This window comes from Danxiaibacter flavus (assembly GCF_041060425.1).
Taxonomy (GTDB): Bacteria; Bacteroidota; Bacteroidia; order Chitinophagales; family Chitinophagaceae; genus Danxiaibacter; species Danxiaibacter flavus.
In genome coordinates, this window is the sequence record NZ_JAULBC010000002.1 from 317,153 (window position 1) to 341,850 (window position 24,698).

At 40.8% G+C, this 24,698-nt stretch carries 24 protein-coding genes; 8 read left to right on the forward strand and 16 right to left on the reverse strand.

The features are described 5' to 3' along the window. Positions 1-131: 131 nt before the first annotated feature. Positions 132-422, forward strand: coding sequence for a GNAT family N-acetyltransferase (locus QTN47_RS06975; RefSeq protein ID WP_369328625.1), 291 nt, complete (start codon positions 132-134; stop codon positions 420-422). A gap of 244 nt (positions 423-666) precedes the next feature. Next, positions 667-2,214, forward strand: a complete 1,548-nt coding sequence (locus QTN47_RS06980; RefSeq protein ID WP_369328626.1) for a Na+/H+ antiporter — start codon at positions 667-669, stop codon at positions 2,212-2,214. A 263-nt stretch (positions 2,215-2,477) separates the two neighbouring features. Here the strand turns inward: QTN47_RS06980 and QTN47_RS06985 are convergent, their stop codons facing one another. Together QTN47_RS06985 and QTN47_RS06990 are read right to left on the reverse strand one after the other, a co-directional pair. Next, positions 2,478-4,649, reverse strand: coding sequence for an alpha-galactosidase (locus QTN47_RS06985; RefSeq protein ID WP_369328627.1), 2,172 nt, complete (start codon positions 4,647-4,649; stop codon positions 2,478-2,480). 376 nt (positions 4,650-5,025) lie between these two features. Continuing rightward, on the reverse strand, positions 5,026-5,988 hold the full coding sequence (locus tag QTN47_RS06990) for a quinone oxidoreductase family protein (RefSeq protein WP_369328628.1): 963 nt from the start codon (positions 5,986-5,988) through the stop codon (positions 5,026-5,028). Positions 5,989-6,175: 187 nt separating this feature from the next. Here QTN47_RS06990 and QTN47_RS06995 point away from each other — a divergent pair, with 187 nt between their 5' ends. Then, positions 6,176-6,946, forward strand: coding sequence for a DUF481 domain-containing protein (locus QTN47_RS06995; RefSeq protein ID WP_369328629.1), 771 nt, complete (start codon positions 6,176-6,178; stop codon positions 6,944-6,946). A gap of 263 nt (positions 6,947-7,209) precedes the next feature. Here QTN47_RS06995 and QTN47_RS07000 read toward each other — a convergent pair whose 3' ends face one another. The 6 genes from QTN47_RS07000 to QTN47_RS07025 all read right to left on the reverse strand — a co-directional run bounded on the left by QTN47_RS07000 (position 7,210) and on the right by QTN47_RS07025 (position 12,572). Beyond that, on the reverse strand, positions 7,210-7,869 hold the full coding sequence (locus QTN47_RS07000) for a (4Fe-4S)-binding protein (RefSeq protein ID WP_369328630.1): 660 nt from the start codon (positions 7,867-7,869) through the stop codon (positions 7,210-7,212). Positions 7,870-7,908: 39 nt separating this feature from the next. Next, entirely contained in the window at positions 7,909-8,619 is a 711-nt protein-coding gene (locus tag QTN47_RS07005) for a pirin family protein (RefSeq protein ID WP_369328631.1), read from the reverse strand. 108 nt (positions 8,620-8,727) lie between these two features. Further along, complete coding sequence (locus QTN47_RS07010) at positions 8,728-9,867, reverse strand: NAD(P)/FAD-dependent oxidoreductase (protein WP_369328632.1); 1,140 nt, start codon at positions 9,865-9,867, stop codon at positions 8,728-8,730. After that, on the reverse strand, positions 9,864-10,568 hold the full coding sequence (locus QTN47_RS07015; protein ID WP_369328633.1) for a methyltransferase domain-containing protein: 705 nt from the start codon (positions 10,566-10,568) through the stop codon (positions 9,864-9,866). Before QTN47_RS07015 ends, QTN47_RS07010 begins: the two co-directional genes overlap by 4 nt. Then, positions 10,565-11,650, reverse strand: coding sequence for a type III polyketide synthase (locus QTN47_RS07020; RefSeq protein ID WP_369328634.1), 1,086 nt, complete (start codon positions 11,648-11,650; stop codon positions 10,565-10,567). Before QTN47_RS07020 ends, QTN47_RS07015 begins: the two co-directional genes overlap by 4 nt. A 58-nt stretch (positions 11,651-11,708) precedes the next feature. Continuing rightward, positions 11,709-12,572 carry a UbiA family prenyltransferase gene (locus tag QTN47_RS07025; protein WP_369328635.1) on the reverse strand — a complete coding sequence of 288 codons (864 nt, stop codon included), beginning with the start codon at positions 12,570-12,572 and terminating at the stop codon, positions 11,709-11,711. Between the two features lie 975 nt (positions 12,573-13,547). Between QTN47_RS07025 and QTN47_RS07030 the strand changes: the two genes are divergently transcribed. Then, on the forward strand, positions 13,548-14,507 hold the full coding sequence (locus QTN47_RS07030) for a YihY/virulence factor BrkB family protein (protein ID WP_369328636.1): 960 nt from the start codon (positions 13,548-13,550) through the stop codon (positions 14,505-14,507). Positions 14,508-14,523: 16 nt separating this feature from the next. Here the strand turns inward: QTN47_RS07030 and QTN47_RS07035 are convergent, their stop codons facing one another. From QTN47_RS07035 to QTN47_RS07060, 6 genes are all read right to left on the reverse strand, one after another. Next, the gene (locus QTN47_RS07035; protein ID WP_369328637.1) at positions 14,524-15,099 is read right to left on the reverse strand and encodes an HD domain-containing protein; all 576 of its coding nucleotides are present in this window, start codon (positions 15,097-15,099) and stop codon (positions 14,524-14,526) included. Positions 15,100-15,947: 848 nt separating this feature from the next. After that, positions 15,948-16,637, reverse strand: coding sequence for a DsbA family oxidoreductase (locus QTN47_RS07040; protein ID WP_369328638.1), 690 nt, complete (start codon positions 16,635-16,637; stop codon positions 15,948-15,950). Positions 16,638-16,705: 68 nt separating this feature from the next. Further along, on the reverse strand, positions 16,706-17,275 hold the full coding sequence (locus QTN47_RS07045; protein WP_369328639.1) for a YceI family protein: 570 nt from the start codon (positions 17,273-17,275) through the stop codon (positions 16,706-16,708). Between the two features lie 56 nt (positions 17,276-17,331). Next, entirely contained in the window at positions 17,332-17,865 is a 534-nt protein-coding gene (locus tag QTN47_RS07050; protein WP_369328640.1) for a YceI family protein, read from the reverse strand. Between the two features lie 97 nt (positions 17,866-17,962). Next, positions 17,963-18,568 carry a TetR/AcrR family transcriptional regulator gene (locus tag QTN47_RS07055; RefSeq protein WP_369328641.1) on the reverse strand — a complete coding sequence of 202 codons (606 nt, stop codon included), beginning with the start codon at positions 18,566-18,568 and terminating at the stop codon, positions 17,963-17,965. Positions 18,569-18,794: 226 nt separating this feature from the next. Then, entirely contained in the window at positions 18,795-19,451 is a 657-nt protein-coding gene (locus QTN47_RS07060) for a peptidylprolyl isomerase (RefSeq protein ID WP_369328642.1), read from the reverse strand. Positions 19,452-19,679: 228 nt separating this feature from the next. Here QTN47_RS07060 and QTN47_RS07065 point away from each other — a divergent pair, with 228 nt between their 5' ends. Further along, complete coding sequence (locus QTN47_RS07065) at positions 19,680-19,979, forward strand: hypothetical protein (RefSeq protein ID WP_369328643.1); 300 nt, start codon at positions 19,680-19,682, stop codon at positions 19,977-19,979. 4 nt (positions 19,980-19,983) lie between these two features. Here the strand turns inward: QTN47_RS07065 and QTN47_RS07070 are convergent, their stop codons facing one another. Further along, entirely contained in the window at positions 19,984-21,225 is a 1,242-nt protein-coding gene (locus tag QTN47_RS07070) for a multidrug effflux MFS transporter (RefSeq protein ID WP_369328644.1), read from the reverse strand. A gap of 275 nt (positions 21,226-21,500) precedes the next feature. On the opposite strand from QTN47_RS07070, the gene QTN47_RS07075 reads away from it, so the two are divergent. Together QTN47_RS07075 and QTN47_RS07080 are read left to right on the forward strand one after the other, a co-directional pair. After that, on the forward strand, positions 21,501-21,800 hold the full coding sequence (locus QTN47_RS07075) for a hypothetical protein (RefSeq protein WP_369328645.1): 300 nt from the start codon (positions 21,501-21,503) through the stop codon (positions 21,798-21,800). Between the two features lie 401 nt (positions 21,801-22,201). Continuing rightward, positions 22,202-23,611: a M28 family peptidase gene (locus QTN47_RS07080; RefSeq protein WP_369328646.1), complete on the forward strand. Its 1,410-nt coding sequence runs from the start codon at positions 22,202-22,204 to the stop codon at positions 23,609-23,611. A gap of 29 nt (positions 23,612-23,640) precedes the next feature. Here QTN47_RS07080 and QTN47_RS07085 read toward each other — a convergent pair whose 3' ends face one another. Continuing rightward, the gene (locus QTN47_RS07085; protein ID WP_369328647.1) at positions 23,641-23,790 is read right to left on the reverse strand and encodes a hypothetical protein; all 150 of its coding nucleotides are present in this window, start codon (positions 23,788-23,790) and stop codon (positions 23,641-23,643) included. 353 nt (positions 23,791-24,143) lie between these two features. Between QTN47_RS07085 and QTN47_RS07090 the strand changes: the two genes are divergently transcribed. Next, complete coding sequence (locus QTN47_RS07090; protein ID WP_369328648.1) at positions 24,144-24,587, forward strand: hypothetical protein; 444 nt, start codon at positions 24,144-24,146, stop codon at positions 24,585-24,587. The last annotated feature ends 111 nt before the right edge of the window (positions 24,588-24,698 follow it).

Here is a 24,698-nt window from a genome sequence, read left to right on the forward strand (position 1 = left end):
TTACGGTCTTACGGTCTTACGGTCTTACGGTCTTACGGTCTTACGGTCTTACGGTCTTACGGTCTTACGGTCTTACGGTCTTACGGTCTTACGGTCTTACGGTCTTATCTTTGGCGCATAAAAAACTATTTATGGTAGAGATAGCATTGCAATTAGATGAAAAACAACATGGCGCATTTACCGCAAATGAAGGTGACGAACAAATCGGGGAAATGGTGGTTTCCATTAAGAATGATGAATTAACGGTCTATCATACGGAGGTTGCTCCCAAAGCAGAAGGAAAGGGTGTCGCCAAAAGCCTGCTCGATACGATGGTAAAATATGCAAGAGAAAATGCATTAAAGGTTATTCCACTTTGTCCATACGTACACCTGCAGTTCCGCCGGCACGAAAGTGATTATGCCGATTTGTGGAAAAAATGATTCCATGTACGATGTGAGATGTACGATGTGAGATGTACGGTGTACGATGTGAGACCATGCACAATGTTAGGTGTACGGTGTTAGATGTACGGTGTTAGGCGTATGATTTGATTTTAGTGTCAGATGTTGGCAGCCTGTCGCATACACTGACACCCGACGCCTCACACCTGACACCTGATACCTAATAGCTCAATGCTTTTCCTATGCTGCAAGACAAACTTCTTCTTATTATAAGCTTATTACTTTGTGTGTCCATCTTATCATGCTGAGTGATAAGCTGCGGATATCCTATCCTATTTTCCTGGTTATTGCAGGATTATTTATCAGTTTTATTCCGGGCTTACCGGATATGCAATTTGATCCGGACCTTATCTTCCTGATCTTCTTACCACCGCTATTATATTCTGCAGCGTGGAATACTGCATGGAATGATTTCTGGAAAAATAAACGGCCGATTTTTTTGCTGGCATTCGGGCTGGTGATAGCCACAGCATCGGCAGTTGCGTGGTTCTCTACATCCATCATTCCCGGGTTTACATTGCCGCTTGGCTTTCTTCTTGGAGGCATTATATCACCACCTGATGCAATTGCAGCTACCAGTGTAATGCAAAATCTTAAAATGCCCAAACGCGTTGTTACCATTTTAGAAGGAGAAAGTCTGATTAATGATGCATCGAGCCTCATCCTTTTCCGTGTTGCCTTAGCAACCATCTTAACGGGACAATTTGCGCTAGTTAAGGCAGAAACAGATTTTGTAATAGTAGGTTTAATGGGAACTGTTATTGGCCTCACGCTGGCTCATATCATATATGCCATTCACCGTTTTCTTCCAACCAACGCAAGCATTGATACCGCAATCAGTCTTATCAGTCCCTACCTGATGTATATCGCTGCGGAGCATTTTCATTTTTCCGGTGTTCTGTCAGTTGTAACGGGCGGGCTGTTTTTATCGTTCCGGTCGCAGGACATTTTCAGCTACAATTCAAGGCTCCAGATGCATAACGTATGGAGTACAATTGTATTTATGCTTAACGGTGTAGTATTTATACTGATCGGACTTCAACTAAGGAGCATCATCAATGGAATTGAAGGATACTCAATATCACAGGCCATCATGTATGCATTGCTGATCTCGTTGTTGATCATGCTCATTCGCATTGCCTGGGTTTTCCCCGGTGCATACATTCCCAGGCTTTTAAGCAAGAAAATCAGGACGAACGAACCTGATCCCGGGTGGAAAAATGTCTTTATTATTGGCTGGAGTGGCATGCGCGGTGTAGTCTCCCTGGCGTCAGCATTGGCTATTCCACTTACACTTACCGATGGCAAAGCTTTTCCACATCGCGATCTGATTCTCTTTATCAGCTTTGTTGTGATACTTTTCACATTGGTATTGCAAGGTCTTAGTCTGCCCTTTCTCATCCGCCTTCTGAAAATAAACCCAGCGGGAGATGAGGCCTCACTGGAACTGGCTATACGGCTGCGACTCGCCGAGATATCATTGGACTACATGGATGAAAATTATAAAGAGCTTGCCGACAACGATGCCTACAGACGCGTAAAAGACCGTTATGCCCGCATGATTGAAATTGCAGGTAATCGATTATCCGCGGCCAGCAAAGAAGACAATGCTGCTTCCTTTTTACCCAAATACAGGCAAATGCTTATCAACCTTGTAACCATCAGGCGAAATGAGCTTAAAAAAATGCGAAAGGAAAACAGCTTTCCCGACGAACTGATCAGGAAAAAAGAAGAAGAACTCGACCTGGAAGAAGCAAGGCTTAGAAGATAGTAAGACCGTAAGACCGTAAGACGTGTAAGAGGGGCTGTTGGAAGTTCGTTAAGCTGATTAAACTTAAGCTCTTACCTAGAAGATCGTAAGACACGTAAGACATGTAAGAGGGCTGCCGCAAGTTCGTCAGGCTCATTGAACACAAGTTCTTACGATCTTACTTTCTTACGATCTTACGGTCTTTTTTGGTCTTACGGTCTTACGGTCTTACGGTCTTACGGTCTTACTATCTTACGGTCTTACGGTCTTACGGTTTTACTATCTTACGGTCTTACCTCTTCTGTAATTTCCAGCACTGCACTCGTCTGCTCTCCTCTCAAAAACCAATCAAGACCAACTTTCATCAGATAATCACCGCTGTAGACGGTACCGCTCTTTTTGAAAGAGGCGCGGCCTTCTTTTTCAAGATTGATTTCTTCTACCTTATATTTTTTTCCGGCATCAAGCCCTTTCAATATTACTCGGGGGAATACATCTCCATGCATGGTTTGAAGATTAAAGGCAAAAAGAACCGCTTTCTTTTTATCATCATTCACATACATCAGCGAAGAGCAGTTATTTTCATAAGGAGAAATGAGCCTGTACAGATCACCGAAGCCAATCACATCCTGGAGTCGTTTAAAATTACCAATGGCACTCTGGCAGTAGGTCAACTCCTCAGGCTTAAGATGAGACACCTGGATATCAAATCCCAGCTTGCCCATCATGGCAACATCTGTTTTAAACTTGATGGACTGTTTGCCCCACGATGTTATATGCGCACATATAGTCGCAGCAGGAAAGAAATAAGAGTATCCCCATTGCATATAAATGCGACTCAACGGATCTGTATTATCGCTCGGCCAGAATTCCTGGAAATATTGCAATCCGCCATATTCTGCACGGCCGCCACCACCTGAACACAACATCATTTCAAGATCTGTGTATTTGGTACGTAATCGTTTCAGAACGGTATACAATCCTTTCACATAATCGACGTACAACTGACTTTGTTTATCTTTTAAGTACGCTGAATAAGTATTGGTCATGTAGCGGTTGCAATCCCATTTGATATATGCTATGTCTTTATTCTGGCTTAAAAGGTCATCAACTACTTTGTAAACATAATCCTGGACTGCAGGATTTGCCAGATCAAGTACCAACTGAGTACGGCGAAGATGTTCCGGACGGTTGGGCAACTCTAACACCCAATCCTTATGTTTCTCATACAATTCACTTTTGGGATTAATCATTTCGGGCTCCATCCAGATACCGAATTTCACACCTTTCTTCGCAGCTTCCTGCACAAGATAACCTATGCCTTGAGGCAGTTTTTGTTTATTGGCGTCCCAGTCGCCCAAACCGGCGTTATCACTATTGCGTGGATACTTATTACCGAACCAGCCATCATCTAACAGAAAAAGTTCAACTCCCAGTTTTTTCGCGTCATCGAACAAATTCACCAACTTCTGCTCATTGAAATCAAAGTAAGTTGCCTCCCAGTTATTCAGCAATGTCTGGCGATGTTCCCTTCCTTTGTAAATACCATAATTCAGCGCCCATTGGTGCATATTACGGCTTGCCTGTCCCTTACCGTGTGTTGTGTAGGTATAAATAAAAGAGGGGGTTGTAAATATTTCATTTGGTTTAAGCTGATAATCGCTCGCGTATGGATTAATACCAGCCTGTATTTGCAGCAAATGATTAAAATCTTCGCTATAGCGTACGTTTTCAAACATCAACTGGAAGTTCCCGCTCCATGCAAGGCTTCCGGCAAGCACAGTTCCGTTATCCTCATCCGCTTGCTTGTTAAGTGACAACAAAAAAGAAGGCAGATCAAAATTGGTTGCGCGAGTGCCCAGCTTGCTTTCTATGCTGTGAATACCTTCAGGAAGCTGGGTTTCTTCCATACGCATTTCGTTTGCCCAGTCACCAAAGAAATGAGTGAGCCAGTATTTGTCTTCTTTTAACTGAAGCGCACCGGAAGAATAACGGTGCAGGACTACCGGTGTTTTTTCCGTGTGCCTGATGCTACTCCATTGTTCTATCACATTCTCCTTACGGAATGCTTTGAAATGCATGGTTATCTCTACCGGGTAAACAGCATCCTTCAACTGAACATGGGTTATAGTAACATTATCATCTGTTTTTTCGGACTTAACATCGGCAACCTGAAGCATCAATGAGGGATTTCCATCAGCATGTGTAATCTGAAAGGCCGGTTCGCGGATCACATTTAATCCACCCTGAACATAAGCATCAATCGGAAACGCGGGCATCTTCTGATATTCATCGTCGTGCTGTAATGCTTCACCTACATACACCTGAAGCAATTTTTTATCTTCAGTAACCTTATATACCTGCGCGGTATTTTCTGTCCGGATAATAATTTGCTGTTGTGCAAATAACGCCATAGAGCCGCCAAGCACAGCAATTGTTAGAATAATTTTTTTCATGATCGGTTATAAAATGGAAAGATAAGGAAATAAGACATGTAAGACGGGTAAGACATGTAGGACCGTAAGACGTGTAAGACGTGTAAGACGCGTAAGACCGTAAGACGCGTAAGATAGTAAGACAGTAAGATAGTAAGAGGGTGAGCCAAGGTAAAATCAGTAATCAACTAACCGGAAATTGCGTTAGAAAAAAAAGATAAAAAAGAAGAAACCTACCCGCGCTTAAAGAAATCAGCAATCAGCAAATCACATATTCTAAGATACGTAGGCTGATAGAAAATCATCACTCTCACTAAAATGGCAAGGTCTTACTATCTTACTGTCTTACTATCTTACACGTCTTTTTCCTGGTCTTACGGTCTTACGGTCTTCTTTTTCACGGTATCAAGATCACCTTGCCCGCACTTTTGCCGGATTCGAGATATTCGTGGGCTTTGCGGCCTTCTTCTAATGAGAAAACGACTGGATCTGTTATTTTGATAAAGCCATCACGGATCCATGAGAAGAGTAAATCGCTTCTTTTAATCCGCTCTTCGCGGCTCGTGAGGTAACTCCACAAATCGCCTCCCGTTAGTGTTTTGCTGCCATCCATTAATACCCGCGGATCAACCAGTAAGGGATCGCCTCCGGTAAATCCGTAAAACACAACAGTGCCACCTGTCCGCGTTACGGCAATACTCTTCTGCAATGTTGTTCCCACAGAATCATAAACCACGTCTGCTCCGCGAACATTCGTGTAATGCAGCACTTCATTCTGCCAGTTATCCTTCAGATTAAAAGCAATATCGGCGCCCACGGAAAGAATAATATTTTTCTTATGCTCAGAAGTTGTGAGACCGATAACTACGGCGCCTTTCATTTTAGCGATCTGTGTGAGTATTTGTCCTACGCCGCCGGAAGCTGCATGTATCACAATTACTTCTTCGGGCCGGATCGGATGACTGTCCATTGCCAGGTACTGCGCAGTCAGTCCTTGCAACAGCACGGCAGCAGCCGTTTCCATAGATATATCTCCGGGCAATGGAATTGCATGCGAAAAAGGTACTTTTACAAACGCTGCATTAGCAAAAGGAACATCCGCTATGCCAACGCGATCACCTTCCTTTACTCCTTCAACATTATTTGCATTAACAACAATGCCGGCGCCTTCATATCCGGCTATGTAAGGTGGAGTACCTTTAAGATGATAGTTTCCCTTTCGCCTGTAAATATCAGCGTAATTAAGGCCGATTGCTTTCATTTGCACCAATACCTCTCCTGCTGATAATACAGGATCTGGTACGGTCTTATATTCGAGCACATCCGGACCACCGAACGATGAAAAAGTTAACGCTCTCACTGGAAGTTCTTTTCGCTAAGTTACGGTTTAAGTGCAAAGCTTATATGCGGATTTGTGTTTAAAAGTGTATATCTGACTCATCTGATTCAAGCATATTTTTTTCTTTTCCATTGACTCGTAAATGGCACTTTTTTGGTAGCACGGATGACAATGCCACATATATTGTTTGAATTTTTATCTTAGCAAGATGGGATCTCTTATTTCGACCAACAAAACAACAGGGTTAAAATTATTTATATCATTACTGGTTCTTACGGTTCTGTTCAACTATAAATGCCTGGCGCAGTTTACTGACAGCACAAATTATCACGTGAAGTTTGCATCAACCGGAATTTTAAACCGCACGAATGACGGCGATTCTTATGTACTCACAAACGGACTGAACTTTAACGTGAATAAAAAGAAAATGACCTTCAATTCTACAACAGCATGGATCTACGGCTTACAAAACAACAATCTTACCAATAATGACTTTTCGACTTATGAGGATTTTGATCTGTTTAAAAGCACGCACAGGCTGTACTACTGGGGATTACTTACTTATGAAAAAAGCTATTCTCTGAAGATCACCAACCGTTTCCAGGCGGGTGGTGGCATTGCTTATAAAACGGTTACAAAACCAAATTTCAACCTTGTATTAAGCGACGGATTTCTTTATGAAACCAGCAATCTTGAAGATGCTACACTTGGTCATGATGTATACCAGACGGTTAGAAATTCTTTTCGCGTTAAGTATAAGCTGACGATAAAAAATACAGTTGTTTTAGAGGGTGTCGGTTTTTACCAGCCATCTATGCTGGATATTAGCGACTATATAATCAAAGGTTCCAACAGCTTATCTGTCAAGTTAAACAAATGGTTGAGCCTTACAGCTTCGGAAATAAACAACACCATCAGCAGAACAAAAAGAGAAAACCTGCTGGTAACCTTTGGTATTACGGTGGAAAAGTATTTCTAGTCAGAAGTTGTACGTGGTACGTTATACGTTTTTTAGAGCGAATGAGATGTTAGATTGAAATCTGACCTTCAATTTTCGATGTAACAAAACGTATCACATACAACTTGACTGTAATTGTTCGCGTCAATCTTCGCTAACAAAAACGTATCACGTACAACTTATAACGTACCACTTGATTGTAAATGTTCGCGTTAATCTTCGCTGAGAAAAACGTATCACGTACAACTTACAACGTATAACTTAAAACGTACAACTTTATCAGATCAGCCGGGCTGTACTTCCTGATCCTTGTTGTAATGAAACACCAATGCACCTGAAGGGCATTTTTCCACCTGCTCTTTGATTCTCTCTGCAGAAGCGCCATCTACATTGATCCATTTTTTTACACGGGGATCAAACACCTGCAGCAACTGCGTCCAGCAGCGGGTGGAGTGTTGACAGAATTCAGGTTTCCAGTCAACTGTAATTTCATCGTTGGCATATTTGATTGTCTTTGCTTCTTCTGCATCCCTGAAAACAAACGTACGCACCTTTATGTTTCCTTCAAGGATTTTAGAAATAGGACAGTTTTTCGCAATCTCCAATAATTTTGTTTTCACTTCTTCGTCGAGGTGTGGAGGCAATATTATGTCGCGGTCAACAATAGATGTGGTTACGCCGTCCTTCACCTCCTGGTACATATTTGCATTGACGGTTATCGATGAAACGTCCAGTCCCTTTCTGTCAATGTACATCCGCAATGTTATCAATGTGCAGGAGGCCAGTGAAGAAAGCAATAAAGTATAAGGATCGGGACCTGTATCTTTTCCTCCGTTATTTTCCGGTTCATCTGCAATAAATTTCCCATTTCTCCATTCGATACTGCATGCATATTTTTCAGTACCAATACTGCCGTGAACCGGTTTCTCTAGTCTATATTTCATTGGTGGATATTTAAGTGTACACAAATAATAACTTCATTTTTAGTGATTGATCGGACCTTCGATAATCACGAACTCACTTTCCTGGTTGGTTGTAATTGCCACCGATGCGGTTTCCCATAAACCAATGGCGTCCCGTTTATCGATCACTTCATTTTCAACATTGATATTTCCTTCTATAACAAATACAAATACGCACTTATTCGTGCGGTTAAAACTATAAATTATTTCCTTGCCCTCATCATAATACCCAAGGCTGATCTTTGCATTCTGATTGATCCAGCAGTGCTCCTGCCCTTCTTCATTACTAACCGCGGTCTGCAGTCTGTTTTTTCGTTGCTCTTTTGGAAATGAGCGGCGCTGATAACGTGGAGAAATGTTCTGCATTTTTGGTTCTATCCAAATCTGCAAAAAGTTTACATCATCTTCGCCAACATTATATTCTTCGTGCTTTAAACCGGTTCCTGCACTCATTATCTGCACCCAATCTTTATGAACTACATCACTGTAACCCATAGTATCCTTGTGGTTCATGCTACCAGCCAGCAGAATACTGATAATCTCCATATTCATATGTGGATGCAGGCCAAATCCTCCCTCTTTTTTTATGTAATCATCGTTAAATACTTTCAACAAGCCGAAACCGTTACGCTCCGGATTGTAATACGTACTAAAGCTGAATGTAAAATTACTCTGTAACCAGCCAATATCTTTTGTTCCACGTTCATTGCCCTTAAAAAGTTTGTAGCGCATATAGTTGTTTTTGAATGAAGAAAGATAAAATCTAAAAAGAAAAGATGTAGAATCAGTTCCGAACACTCCACTAAGCAAAACTAATTTACAACAATGACTTATTGAAGATTAAAATGCTTTACCATGCGTCTGGCGGATAATTCGCCGGGTAAGAGAAGGAAAATGCCTGAGTGTTTGGATGGTTAGATTGGTTAGCCATTTTTTTCCAAATAAAGATTGAATGATCCTCCCCGCTCTGAGCCGGCTTTCAAAAGTATTATGCCACTGCTGCTCGTATAATATCTCCATTTCTGCACGCTTTAAAGTTCCCTCCAGGTAATCAATAATAAGGCCGGCAGCAATTTTACTGCTCCTAAGCGCCATACTCATTCCATTACCACACAAGGGAGCTATAAGACCTGCAGCGTCGCCAAGCATCAGCATATGATTTTCTACACGATTTTTTTTCATAAAGCTTACCTGTGAAATACTCAGTGGTTTATCATACAATATTTCTGCAGTGTTAAACACTTCCTTCAAAAATGGATTTCGCATCAATATATGCTTTTCCAGGTGTCCGATACTTTTTCCATTAGCCTGTAAATTGTGAGCAGAAGTAAGGTAACAAATGCAGGCTTTTCCTTCTTCTATGGAAGAAATACCGCAATAGCCATCTGAAAAATTGTGCAGCGCTATTACATTACGGGGCGCATTCAGTTTTGCATGATACTTTACACCAATATAATTATTCAACGCATTGGGCTTTTCTTTTACAAAATCCCTTTTCCATTTAACATCCAGGTTGGCACGCTTTCCAAAAGCACAACAACACACAAGCGTTTTTGCGTTTATTTTATCTGATAACACAGAAAACCTGTCGTTTTCAAAACATACATCCTGCACAGTTGTATTTTCCATTATAACAACTCCGTTAGCACGTGCAATTTTAGCCAACTCATCATCAATTTTGTAACGGCTTACTCCAAAACCACCAAGCGGAAGCTTTTGCTGAATATACCGGCCATTTGGCGAAGACACGAACAACTCATCTATTACCGGCACATTCCAGTCACTCAACGGCAATCCGAGCTCCGTTAAAAACTCCCAGCATTCAAGGCTGATGTATTCGCCACAAACCTTATGGAAGGGATATGTTTCTTTTTCAAAAAGAATAATACTATAACCGGATTTAGCCAAAAGTATAGCAGCGGAGAGGCCGGCAAGCCCGCCACCGATGATTGACACATCATATTGCTCTTGCGCACTCATACCCTGACAGTAATAAGATACCGGAAAGCCCATCTCCACTGAATGGTATAATTGCTTATGCCAGCCAGCTTAAGCAACTGCCTCCATTCCTGCCTGGAGAAACCCCTAATGACAGAAACCGGCGCATCATGTTTTACCAGGTAAGATCTGGAAAACAAAGCCGTAAGCCATTTTATGGAATAATAGGCAACAGGATGCCGTTGCAGGTCATTAATAAAAAAACCAATGGTTGCGTTGCTTTTCATCCATCCTAGCATTTCAATCAACTGCTCATTGGTAAAATGATGGCAAAATAATGAGTTGAAGATTATGGAAGGCTTTTCATTTTTTTCAAATTTCACCTGCCTGTAATCACTGTTTATAAATACTTTTCCGGGTAGATCAGAACATTGCTGTTCAGCAAATTCAACGCACGCTTTATTAAGATCGATACCCGTATAGCTAATCGCATAAGTGCTTCTGTTGTTCCAATTATGAATTGCCCGGAGATTGTCCCCTCCGCCACATCCAATTTCAGCAATACGTACCGGCGTTGTGCTCAAATGCAACAGCTTTTTTACGCCGGCCAAAGTGATTGCATGTCCACCGAGCCAGGTGTTAATTGTATTCAGTTCCCGGAGGCAAACCGCCCAGTCACTAAATGGAATTCCAGGCTCATCAATCAATTCTGTCTGGCCAGACCTTTGGGCAAATTTGCTCATTGCTCAAGTATTAAGGTTTCCATCGTTAAACCCGGGCCGAAAGCTGCAGCAAATATTCTTTCGCTCTTCCCATTCAACTGAGCCATTATTTCTTTTAGTACGAATAGGATGGTTGGGGAAGACATATTACCATAATCATTCAATACGTTAAATGAGGGCGTCAGATCGCCCTTCTGCAAACAGAGTTCTTTTTGTATCGTTTCCAGTATTTTTTTTCCGCCGGGATGAATTGCCCATTTTGTTATATCATCTTTCTTAAGACCGGTTGTTTCAAGTGCATTCTTTAACAGGGGACTGATTCCATCTCTTATTAATTGAGGAATGTAAGCACTTAACCGCATTAAAAAACCCTGACCCGAAAGATGCCATGCCATATCCTGCTGTCCCTGCAGGGCAACTTCTGAATGAAATCCTTTAATAAACAATCCATCCGCAGAGCAATTGTCGCCGGTTACCAGCACCGCAGCAGCACCATCCCCAAACAGAAGACTCGAAGCAATATTATCCATTTCGTTTCCTTTTTGAAAATGAAGCGTGCAAAGCTCCGTGCAGACGATCAGTACTTTTGCATTTTCATCGGACCTGCAAATGGCATCGGCCAGTTTCAGTGCGTGAACGGCTGCATAACACCCCATAAAGTTTACCGAACTGCGCTGAATGGCGGATGATAACTGCAACTGCTGCATAATGTTAATATCCAGCCCCGGTGCAGACATACCCGTACAACTTACTGTTATAAGCCAGGTAAGTTCACCTTTATCTATATAACCATCCATGCATTGACGTATAGCCTCCACACTTAATGCAGGTGCATGCATAGAATACCATTCCATTCTCTTTTCCAGCGAGGGGAACGGCTCCATATCCATTGTGCGGGGATAGAATAAACGCTCATGCAGACTGACGGAGTAATCGGGCATAACGGAATAACGGGCTTCTATTCCACATCGTTCATAAAGCAAAGTAATTTTTCGTCTGTCGTCGCCTTCCGGCTGATACGCATCCAGCATAAACTGGAGGATATCCTGCTGACGATGACGGAATGCGGGTAACGCCGTTCCTATGGAAATGATTTTACTCAAAGGGTGTTATTTATTGTATAAACGAATTAATCAGGAATAAGGTTGTTGGCTTGCAACATTATTTTAGCACATGATTGAGCAGGAATAACAATATAAATGCACAATTAACGCTTGTTGCTGCTACCATATTCATTCGCATGGCATAGTAAAAACTGGCATTTGACCGGTCTGTCAACACCTTTCTCCACCATGAAACAAAGTATATGACTATAGGCAAAAAAAACAATTGCATTAACCAGAATTGATAATTTTTCTGTTGCCCGTTAAAGTACACCAGCAACAAAAAATCAGCCAGGATGTACATTATACCGCTGAAAACAAACGTACCTCTTACACCGAGCATATAACTAATGGTTCTTACGCCGTCCTGATAATCCTGTTCATGCTGGTATACCTGTGTTAACGGGTAAAATCCCCCGAACAGCAAAGAACTGACCAGCATGCCCATCCATGGTACAGGCACATCATATACGGAGGAGCCTTTATGCACCATAAAAAAGGTAACCGCTCCCTGAAATAAAATAACTGTAAGAAATCCTGTGACAGGATATTTTTTTAATCTTATTCCCCGGTAACTATATGCTCTTGATGCGAGGATATTGGCTATAATACAAATTGCGAAAACCACATTGACAAAGAAGCTGAGAAAGATGCAAATAACATCCATTGCAAGCGTTACATAAAACAACTCTTTTGTGGCCACCGGAGGTTTTTCCAGCATTCCGATGCTTGCTTCATCACGGTCCATATAACTGTTGTAGCCATTACTTGCTGGATACATAATGAAATGCAGGATCAAAAATACCAAAGCCGCTTTGCCATAGTTTATAACGGAAACCTGGCTTAATGAGAAAAAAAAGACTGGCATCAAAAAGAAAGAAAATGGTATGCGCAGGAGTGTGATAGTGCTCTTACTAAGCATACAACAATATAAGCATTTTTGAATTACGAACGACTATTTAAGTACGAAATACGAAGTACGAAGTACCTGATCACAGGCAGGTTCATTTTTATGGAACACCTGAAAAATACTAAGGACCGGAATTAGCAACATTTACCAAAATGAAAAAAAGTGCGAAGTACGAATTACGAAGTACCTAATCACTGGCAGGTTCATTTTATGAAATACCAAAAAAATTCTGAGGAACCACCATTAGGAACATTTGCCAAAATGAAAAAAGTGCGAAGTACTAATTAGTACCTATATTTTCGGCAGGTTTAGTTTTGGCTATTATAAAAAAATCCCATGAATCGCCATCCAGCACTATCAACGAGGATGAATGAAAAGAACGTTGATCACACCAACGTACTTCGTATTTCGTAATTCGTACTTGCACCTATTAGGCACATTTGTGAGCATGCAAAAAAAGTACGGTGATCACACCAACGTACTTCGTACTTCGTAATTCGTACTTGCACCTATTAGTAACATTAGCCGGCATGCAAAAAAAGTACGGTGATCACACCGGTGTACTTCCTACTTCGTAATTCGTACTTCCATCTATTAGGCACATTTGCCGACATGCAAAAAAAGTACGGTGATCACACCGGCGTACTTCGTACTTCGTAATTCGTACTTGCATCTATTAGGCACATTTGCCGACATGCAAAAAAGTACGGTGATCACACCGGCGTACTTCGTAATTCGCACTTCCATCTATCAGGCACATTTGCCAGCTTGCAAAAAAGAACGCTGATCGCAACAACGTACTTCGTACTTCGTAATTCGTACTTGCGCCAGCATTACGAAGCACCGGATTTTTTTGTCAGAGGGGAAGTTTATCCACATTCTTTGCATCATATTTCCGTTGAAAGCCGCCAAACCCAACCCTCATTCCCTTTCAGCAAATACAAAAAGCATGGTAGCCTTTTTGTGTTATAACAGGAAAAACTGTGCATGAAAAGAATAACGATAAAGGGAGTATGGGAAGTGATCAAGAATACTTTTAGTTGCTTTATTAACGATAAGGTAACCAAGCTAAGCGGTGCCCTGGCTTATTTCACAGTTTTCTCTATGGGACCATTACTGGTTGTGCTGATTTCATTTTGCGGCCTGTTCCTTGAAAAAGAAGCCGTAGAAGGACAGGTATATAGTGTACTCAGGAATTTCATTGGCCAGGATACCGCGCTTCAATTGCAACACATCATCGAAAATGCAGCTATTGGCGGCAAAAGCAAAATAGCTGCAATTATTGGCGTAATCACTCTTGTGATTGGCGCCACCTCTATTTTTGCCGAGATACAGGATTCTATCAATATCATTTGGGGAATCAAACCCAAGCCGAAGAAGGGGTTGCTGAAAATGCTGCTGAACAGACTCTTATCTTTTTCTGTGATCATCAGCCTGGGATTTTTGCTGTTGGTATCACTTGTAATTACCGGTGTTATAGAAGCGCTGAATAACCGGCTGCAAGCAGCTTATCCCGATGTAACAATCGTGGTGTTCTACATTTTCAACCTGGGAATGACACTATTCACGAGTATGATGATCTTCGGCGTGATTTTCAAGGTTCTTCCGGATGCGCGGATTAAATGGAAAGATGTAACAGCAGGCGCTTTTGTGACGTCCCTGCTCTTTCTGCTGGGTAAATTTCTTATTTCATTCTATATCTCGCGTAGCCACGTTGGCAGCACCTATGGCACTGCGGGTTCACTGGTGATATTGCTGCTGTGGGTTTATTACTCTTCAGTAATACTGTATTTCGGAGCGGAGTTTACAAAGGCATACGCCATTAAGTACGGATCGGAAATTTTACCTAATTCTTATGCGGTGACCATGAAACAGGTCGAGGTTGAAACCGGCAAAGCTTCTGTTCAGGAAAAGGAACAAATAGTTCCTCCTAAAAAGAAAGTTTAATGCAACGGGCCAGGCTTTATGCCCGGCTCATTAAATATTCGAACGTAAGATGTTTCATCATCTCCACGTCTTTAGGATCAACGGGCGTTTCTGTATCTTTTCCCAGATCATCCCAATGGCGAATTTTAATATAACTTTCAAGCAAAGGATCTTTTGCATACGCAGCCGCCTCATCTTCCGTCATTGGTCCACCCTGGTATTTCAATGTCATCTTGCTTGCATCAGAAAGTTTATCATAGTAGCCATCTTCTGCATAAGTCAGGTAACGTTTTGTTTCTACATGACTGGCCACCAGGTCAGCTATCTTATCCGAAAAACCATGTTCCAGCAAATAGTCGCGTCCCAGCTTGTCGTGATCTTTTCGTCCGTAACCGCCCATATCTTCTGCATGCTCCAGAAAATGCCCGATGTCGTGGAAAAAAGCTGCCAGCACCATATCATTATCTGCCTGCTCACTTAATGCGAGTTTGGCACACTGAATCATATGCATCAACTGGGTTACTCCTTCTCCATAATCTTCATCACCATATTTATCGTAAAGACTGAACAATTCGTCAACTTTCTGCTGAATTAATACCGGGTCTTTGGTCATAGCGCTTAATTTTTAAATTCTCTAAACTGCTCCAATTCAAAATTCCACTGGTTCAATAATACTAAACAAAAAAACACACATTCTCCCGGCCTCTCAATTAAAATTCAATTAACATGAAACAAAAATATCTTCTTCAACTCCTTTATTGGCAGTAAATATGATTAACTAATCATTAATTCCAAACAGCACGATGTCATTCAAAAAGAAACGGCCAACGAGTAAGTTATACTAAACTTTTGTTACCTCGTTTTTTTCATTATCTTTTATGGGCATAAGCGAAAAAAGAAAATACGGCCGCAATCTGAGCAGGGTGATGAAGCACTACCAGTATTTTCTGCTTTTAAAAATCAAAAAAACAAGCTACATTCAATAAACAATTATATAAGCTTTCCGTTTTTAATGCTTATATAATTTCTTAAATTAGAAACAATTAATCCGGGTCCCAATTATTGTCCCGAAAACTGGAAAAGCTGCATAAATGTGCGTTCTGTCATGGGAGCCAGATAATATGATCTTTAACACAAATACTTATACTTACAACACAATCTTTATATTAGCGTACCTTTGAGGGTATATCCGGCCGCTGTTTTTACAGTGGCCTTATTGTTTAAACAGTATGATTTGGGATTTGAAATTTATAATTTGAGATTTTGAAATTTATAATTTGAGATTCTCAAGTTCAGACTCACCATTTTGTTTTAACCTGTTTAAATGTGAAATCCGTAATGAATATTAATTGAAGTAAAAAAGCCGATGGCACCCTCAACACATTAATTTCAAACCGTAAATCTCAAATCAATAAAAAAGCCGCTGGTATTCCAACGGCAATAATTTCAAATCTCAAATCTCTAATTGCATTTCCCATCCACTGTACAAAATCCGCCTTCATCCCCCGGTGCGGCCTGAGCCTCTGTCCAGCTTTGCTGTAATGCACCAAGAAAAACTTCCGAAGGTTGTGCCCCTGAGACTGCGTATTTCTCATCAAAAACAAAAAAAGGAACGCCACGTACACCTATTTCTGCAGCTCTTTGCTGGTCGGCAAAAACCTCATCTTCATACCTGCCTGTTTCCAATGCTTCTCTTACTTCGTCCTGCTGCAATCCAAGTTTTACGCCAATTGCTACAAGCGTCTCAACATCACCAACATTCTCTCCGTCTGTAAAGTAAGCTTTCAGCAAAGTCTCTTTCGCAGCATCACCGAGACCTTTCTTATCAGCAATATGAATTAACTGGTGAGCTAATGCAGTATTGGCAACCACAGCTTTGTCAAAATCATATTCAAGACCAGCCTGTTTGGCCATATCTGTCACCTGCTGATTAACCTTCCTGGCATACTCAACTGTCCAGCCTTTATGTTCTGCGAGGTATTGATCGATATGTGTACCAGGTTTTGCATTCAACTCAGGATTCAGCTGAAAGCTTCGCCAGGTTACTTTTATGTCTTCTTTATGATCAAACTGCTTAAGTGCCGCCTCAAATTTGCGTTTGCCGATATAGCAAAACGGGCACATAATATCGCTCCAGATCTCTACATTCATAATTGTATTTTTAAAAGCTGCCGGTTTTCATATTCTGAATGTAAACCGGCAACAATAATAAGTTTCAATTAGCTTCCGAATTCTCCGTCAGCAACAATAATCACTTCCTCACTCAACATAGCTTCAGGAAATTTACCACCGATACCAAAGTCAGAACGCTTTACAGAACCTGTTACACGGAAACCGGCATCAGGCTTTTGGCTCATCGGATTGGTAATAGTACCGCGGTACCACAGGTCCAGCGTTACAGGTTTAGTAACACCATGTATAGTCAGGTTACCAGACACTTTATACTTGTTATTGCCGTTTTTTGCAAGAGATGTGCTTTTGAAAGAAAGCTCAGGATATTTGGCTACATCAAAGAAATCTGCAGATCTCAGATGTTCGTCTCTTTGCTGAACGCCGGTATTAATAGAAGTAGCTTTGGCAGTAAGTGTGAAAACCGCATCACTGAAATCTGCTTTTGTAGCAACGATGGATGCATCAAAATCAGTGAATGCTCCTGAAACAGTTGATACGCCCAGGTGAGTGATATCAAATTTAACTTGTGTGTGGGCTTTGTCAGCTTTCCAGGTTGTTTGTCCGAAGCTTGCAACAGCAATAGTTACAGCAATAAAGAGTGCGCTAATTTTTTTCATAAATGTTCTGTACTGTTTTGTTTGGTAATATAAAAAGGTTCTATTCCTTAGTGAGCTTATGCGGATTTTGCCAGCTGAATATTGGCGATCAGTTTGATGTCTTCACCTAAAGCAAGACCACCGGTTTCTGTAAGCGCATTGTATGTAAGGCCGAATTCTTTGCGGTTTATTTTGCCGGTAACTTCAAAACCAAGCTTGGTATTACCCCAGGCATCTTTTGCTGCGCCACCGTATTCTGCGTCGATTGTTACTTCTTTAGTAATGCCCTTCATTGTAAGGTTACCGGTTACTGCGTAAATGTCGCCCTTTGCCTTTTTAAAAGAAGTTGATTCAAAAGATATAGTGGGAAATTGTCCGGCATCAAAAAATTCCGCGGATCTTAAGTGGTTATCACGTGCCTCCTGGTTTGTATTAATGCTGTTTACATCCAACGTAAATGCAACTTTTGCATTTTCAAAATCATCTCCGTTTGCTGTCGCTTCGCCACCAAATGTGTTGAACGCGCCTGTAACTGTAGAGATAACAAGGTGTTTTACTTTAAAATGAACCTCTGAGTGCATTGGGTCTACTACCCATTTTGTTGTTTCCATAACTGTTATTTAAAATTAAAACGTTCGACTTTTGAGGTCCAGGATTGAAATATCAATGCTATTATTTATAACAGTGTTATTTTTTTATGAAAAAAAATTAGCTCACTAGCGCTTTTATAAAACCAGCTATTGAATCTTCCAGGATCTTTTCTTTAAGATCATTGGAAACGTTTCCGTTATTGTTCATCATCTGCAAAGAAACCTGGCCATGAAGAATGGACCAATATGCATGGAATTTCAGAAAAGCATCTGCATCCGGGTTTTTACTGCCTTGTATTGCGGATTGAATAACAGAAATAATTACATCCGAAAATTCTTTCATTTCCGCTACACGACTTACAGTTTCGCAAGGCGGCATCCCCAATCCAAACATTAACTGGTAATATTCCTTGTTGCCAAAGGCGAATTTAAAATATGCTTTTGCGATGGCATCCAATTGCTGACAGGATTCCTGGCGGCTTTCTTTCGCTTCTTTTAACCTCTCTGATAAAATGCTGAACCCTTTGCGTGTAAATTCAAACAAAATGGCTTCTTTATTTTCAAAATGCGTATATATTACAGGAATACTGTATTCAATAGCATCCGCAATTTTACGGATAGAGAGCGTCTGCCACCCTTCGGTGGTAGCTATTTGCCAGGCTTTTTCAAGAATAGCAGCTTTAACCTGCTCCTTGTGCCTTTGTTTTCTTTCCGCTACTCCCATTTTAACGCTTTTAAAAAATATAACACTGTTAGCAAAATTACGAAGGAGGTATAAATGTGCCAAAAGTTTTTAGTTAAGGAAAGCTCAAAGCCTAAAGCTTAAAGCCTAAAGCTTTGAGTTGGCTCATATTCAGTGTTTTTACTTCGATAGATATTGAAAGGAGAATTATTCACTATCCAGGTACATGCTCCGGTTTTAGGCTTTGGGCTTTAAGCTTTGGGCTTCCTCAAAAGATCCAAAACTTCTTCTTTATCCGAACCCGTTTCATAACAACGTCCTGGTTGGGACGATCATTGGCATCACGTGGAAGTTTGGAAATAGTGTCAACAACATCCATTCCTTTTATTACCATACCAAACACCGTATATCTTCCGTCAAGATGTGGCGTGCCGCCTTCGGTTTTATACACATCCCGCTGCTCTTTCGTAAATGTACGTCCGTTATTCTTTGTTAATTTATCCAGGGTTTCATCTGTAATTTTTTTCCCAACCACAATATAGAACTGGCAACCGGAAGAAGCTTTTTCCGGATTGTCTTCTCTTGCCATACCGACTGCACCTCGACGATGATAATATTCGTCATTTATTTCTGCAGGAATCTTGTAGCCTACATCCCCCTCTCCTAACATTGCACCTGGCTTTGCATGTTTAGAATTGGGATCACCACCTTGTATTACAAACGCCGGTATGATGCGATGAAACATTATGCTGTCATAAAATTTTTGTCTTACCAGCTTAAGCATATTATCACGGTGCTTTGGTGTTTTGTCGTACAGCACCATTTCTATCTTTCCATAAGATGTAGTCAGAATTATTTTCTTCTTTTGAGCAAATGCAACGGAGACTAAGACCATGCATAAAACAAGTACAATAAATTTCTTCATATATCATCGGGCATATTTACGAACATACACAAAACCATGCAACATCAATTAACATCCAACTAAGAATGAATTAATAATTTGTTCTCTTACATTATCATGCAATAAAAAATCGCTGCTATATGTTTGCCTTGCGTAAAACAAAAGCCCAGCGGGAAACAGGTGAACACAACCTGTTTCTTCGCCTGGCACAAGAGTTAAAGCTAATTAGTAATTGCAAAAAATACTGTTATGATTACAGTTATGGACAAAGTGAGTGTTGCATCTGTTGAGGACTTCAACAAACTTGTAAACATAATTTCACAGGTTGGATTATTCAGCGGCGAATCAAACAAACAATTGCTACCAAAAAAAAAGATAGCAGAATGGCTTCAACAATTTGTGGACATAGATGACAGCAGTAAACCATTTACTGACACTATATATGAAGTATCACACAAGCCTGATACCGGTCTTCAACACATTCATGATTTCACCAAACAGCACATGGAATATGGTGATAGCGATTTTGACGATCTGCGCATGAAGTAAGACCTTACAACTTACTTATCATATCGCCCGTTTCTTCATTTACAACAGCTGCCGTCGCACGAATGCGGATAATTCTTCTGCCCGTCATCAGCACGGAAAAACTGCTTATTGCACAACATGCCATAATGCATGTCATCGGCAATGCGGTACCGTTAGCAAACACATTTACCAAAGCAGAGCTAAGGGTACCCACACCCATTTGTATGGCGCCCATTAATGCGGAAGCGCTGCCTGCGTTGCGACTGAATGGTGCCAGTGAAAGCGCTGACGAATTGGGGAAAGTAAATCCCTGGCAGCAGAGAAAAACAAAAATGAGAAAAATGGTGCTGAACAGATCCCATACGCCGGCAATTGTGCCTGCAAACAACAAAATGCCTGTTGATGATTGGGCAAGTAACGCGATGCGAATGATCTGCTCGCTTTTAAAATTTCGCAGCAACACACTGTTTAGCTGACTGGAAATAATAAGGCCTAGTGCAATCAGCGCAAATATCCAACCGTACTGCTTTTCCGTAACGTTGTATATTTTCATAAAAACAGCAGGAGAACCGGCTATATATGCGTACAACCCTGCCGTTGCCAAAGCCCCGGTAAATGCGTAGGTAACAAACTGAGAATCTCTTATAACATCCCGGAAATTACCCAAGATAACTCTCGGCTTAAGTGAATAATGCGGATCTGGCTGCCGGCTTTCCGGTAAAAAGAAATACACTCCCAGTAAAATACAAATGGCAATTAATGTAAGTACAACAAACACATAGCGCCACCCTAAAACCGCTGTAACATAACCACCCAACGTTGGCGCAATGATAGGCGATACGCCGACAATTAACATGAGCAACGAAAATACTTTTGCTGTTTCTGTTACAGAAAAAAGGTCGCGCACCATTGCACGCGAAGCCACCATGCCAACACAGGCACCTAACGCCTGCAAAAATCGCAGCACCATGAGTGCATCAGCCGAATTTCCAAAAGTACAGCCGATGGAAGTCAGCACATATAGCAACAGACCGGCGTACATAGGTTTTTTGCGCCCAAAACGATCGACCAACGGACCATAAATGATTTGTCCGACTGAAATACCTATGAAAAAACTTGATAATGAAAGTGAGATGTGTGCAATATCAGTATTGAGATCTTTGGCAATCGCAGGGAAACCCGGCAAATACATATCGATGGAAAAAGGCCCTATAGCAGATAACCAACCTAAAACAAAAATAATTTGAAAGTTGCTCCGTTTACTCATGCATAAATGGTACGCAACTGTTGTAAATGATGGTGCTTTTTTGCGGTTACAGTGAATACCGGTATCAAAGATACAAGTCTGGACGCATGCGACGGAGAAGCAGCTTTAAAAGACGGGAAAAATGCGGCAGACCTTTCCTTTTTCCGGTCTTCCGGCCAGTAACAATATTGCCACAGACGGATATTTATATACATTGAAAACATCTTTAATGTGCATAACTATTCGCGGTTTTCAATAATGTAATTTGTATTATTGTTAGCGTAATTTTTACCTGCATGAGAACTGAACAAAATAAGATCGTGTTAAATGCGGATGAAGTGTACTATTTTGAAAAGCGGCAGACAGGTGTTCATAATTTTTTAGGGAATTTATCCGCCATGCTAACTGAATACTGCATAACACGAAAAAATAGCCTGGCCATCTCGGATGAACCGTTGTTCAGCCTTTATAAAACCAAAGAAGGAAACTGGTATGAACCTGACGAACCGCACCAACATGCAGATATAATCCTGCGCCGTTACATAAAAACTACGATCGATGCTATGGAGATAGCGTACGTAGAATTGAGAAGCTGACATAGTCAGTCTAAGCTCGTTTTTATTCCCTGTTAATTAATAATGTTTGAATTGTGCCGGCCGGAAAAAAGGATATTGTTGGCTGGGCGCTCTGGTTTACTATGAACTTCAGATAATTAATGTGCGTGTTTTATAAAAACTAAGCCTCGCATTTTACTATGCAATATGTACCCGGCAGTGCAAAAAAACAATATTGCTTACCTGCACGTAAACATATGCAGCATGATGATCACTATACACTTATGTTTACTGGAAACTATTAACTAAACCGTGAAATCGTTTTTCGCCAAATGCTTCCTCTATAAGTTGTTAACTGTGCATGGCAGCCGCAATAAAATATTTCCCCCTACTTTTGCGCACGTTGAAACGATGATATAACCTGCGATAAAAGATTATCCCTGATGAAAAAAATTTTGTTTGTGAGCCTGGCTGCAGCAAGTGCTCTGACCACACTTGCCCAGGATGGAATTAAAGGAGAAAAATTTTTGAATGATGTATCCTACCTCGCATCGGATAAATTGCAGGGCAGGTTCCCGGGAACAAAGGGTAATAAAATGGCAGCAAAATATATAGCCCGCCAGTTCAAAGACGATGGATTGAAGAAAGCGTTCAACAGTTATTATCAGCCATTTGATGTTGTAGTAAAATTAGAACCGGCTAAAAATAATTTTATTAATCTGCAGGGCGCAGGCAATCTTACGTTCAGCAAAGACTATAGCCTTTTTTCTTTCTCTGGCAATGGAAAAATTGATGCTCCTGTAATATGGATAGGAAATAATGTTGAAGCGTTAAATGCGACCGATATACAACATAAATGTGTGGCGGTTTGGAGGTCAAAAACAAACAACGACTACGACATTGCCAGGCAGGCAGGAGACCATGGAGCTGCTGCAGTAATATTTATTACTCCGGATACACTGGATGTAAAAGATGTATTGGTACGATTAAGGCCGGGCCAGAAAGCAACGCTTGGCATTCCTGTTTTTCATCTTAAAAGAAGAGTATGGGAGGACAATTGGAGCAATTATTTTTCCAGTAGTCGAGCAAACAAAAATGAAAATTCAGGTAAAACATCATCGGTACACATTACCGCGTTTGTTGACATTCAACCTAAAAAAGTTACAGCGAACAACATAGTGGGCATTATTGAAGGGAGTGATGATCAGCTTAAAAACGAATACATTGTACTAGGTGCGCATTACGATCATCTTGGCTGGGGTGGCTACGGTACAGGATCTTTAAAACCTGATACAGTTGCAATCCATAACGGAGCGGACGATAATGCATCAGGCACTTCTGCACTGCTTCAAATAGCCAGGGAACTTGCTAATAACAAATCTCTTTTGAAGCGTAGTGTTTTAATCGTAAGCTTTAGTGCAGAGGAAGAAGGTCTGCTGGGTTCTTCTTATTTTGTTAATCACCTGCCCGTTGATCAATCTGCCATCAAAGTAATGATCAACATGGATATGGTTGGACGATTAAATGCAGAGCAACAACTTTACATGGGTGGTGCGGGAACTTTTCCCGGAGGAGTTGCATTAATGAAACAGTTGGGCGAAGGCAGCGGGTTAAATCCTGTAGTACATGCCGGCGGTGTAGGAGGATCCGATCACGTTTCATTTTACAGAAAAGGTATTTCTGCTGTTGGCATGCATACCGGAGGACATCCGCAATATCACACGCCTGAAGATGATGCACCATTAATTAATAAAGAAGGCGCGGAACTGGTGTGCCGTTATATTTATAAGGCAATTGAATCTCTTGCCAACAGAACGGAAGAATTTAAATTTATTAAGCAGGATGGAGATTAATCCACTAAATAAATGAACAGTCAGGTTGATCAGTTATAGGTTTTTTCACCTGGTGAAGGTTCAAGGACAGGAAGAATTTCTTCTTCATCAACCAGCCACAATACATTCATTAAATAGTAAAGCTCACCGCTTATTAACACGGAATTGCCATTGTCCGGCTTTTCATTAGGTATTGTCATAAGTTGTAAAACTAAATTAAAGCTGATAATCTACTCGGGGCCCAGCCTTAAAATGGTTATAAATTTAAGGATATTGCCCGGATATATTCCCCAAATATATTCTCAATTAAGTAAACTTTCAAAGGCGATTTATGCACAACTTATCACACATCAATACTCAAACGAATAAACGGATAATGGTGATATGTTAAATCGTTTTGCGGATCGTGAATCCAGGCCATGCATAATTTCATTTTACATAACGTAACATAACGGTGTTTGGCATTGCATACAGAACAACATCACTTTCCGGAATAAAATGCGTTTGTTAAAATATCAGAGGAATTTTCAAAAGCATGTTAGTTAGTTTTTTAATGACAACGAATAAAAACCTTGAAAAGCCTAACTTTGGAACAATGCGTCTTCAGTGGATCACATACAGTTTAGTTGCTTTTTTCCTTATTTTTTTACACCCGGCCAATGCAGTAAAAATAAAAAATGGCGAAGCAGAAAAGGTTTCTCTCCCGGAAACCACCAACATTGCGGGTGCAACTTTTTCTGTACAAAAAAATGTTCATGTAAAGAGTCAGGGGTACAAGGCATCATCCGGCAAACACCTGCTGTTGCAAAATATTTTTGAGACGGACAATTTTGTTAATTACCACAATCCAAACAATCCGGTTTCTTTTCTGCATACAACGCACACTGATAACCGAAACAAGGAGAATATAAAAGCACCTGCATTACCGCTGCATAAAACATTTTCACTTGTTCAGTTAAGTACGATTCTACTATTTCCCAATCATTTTTTCTGGTAATTTTTTAGCGTAAATAACATCGGTGATTTGTTGCTGCAGCGGTGTAAACATGCCTTGTATTTCTATACATCGGTGACTACATTTATACTGTCGTGCACAACAAACAGTTCG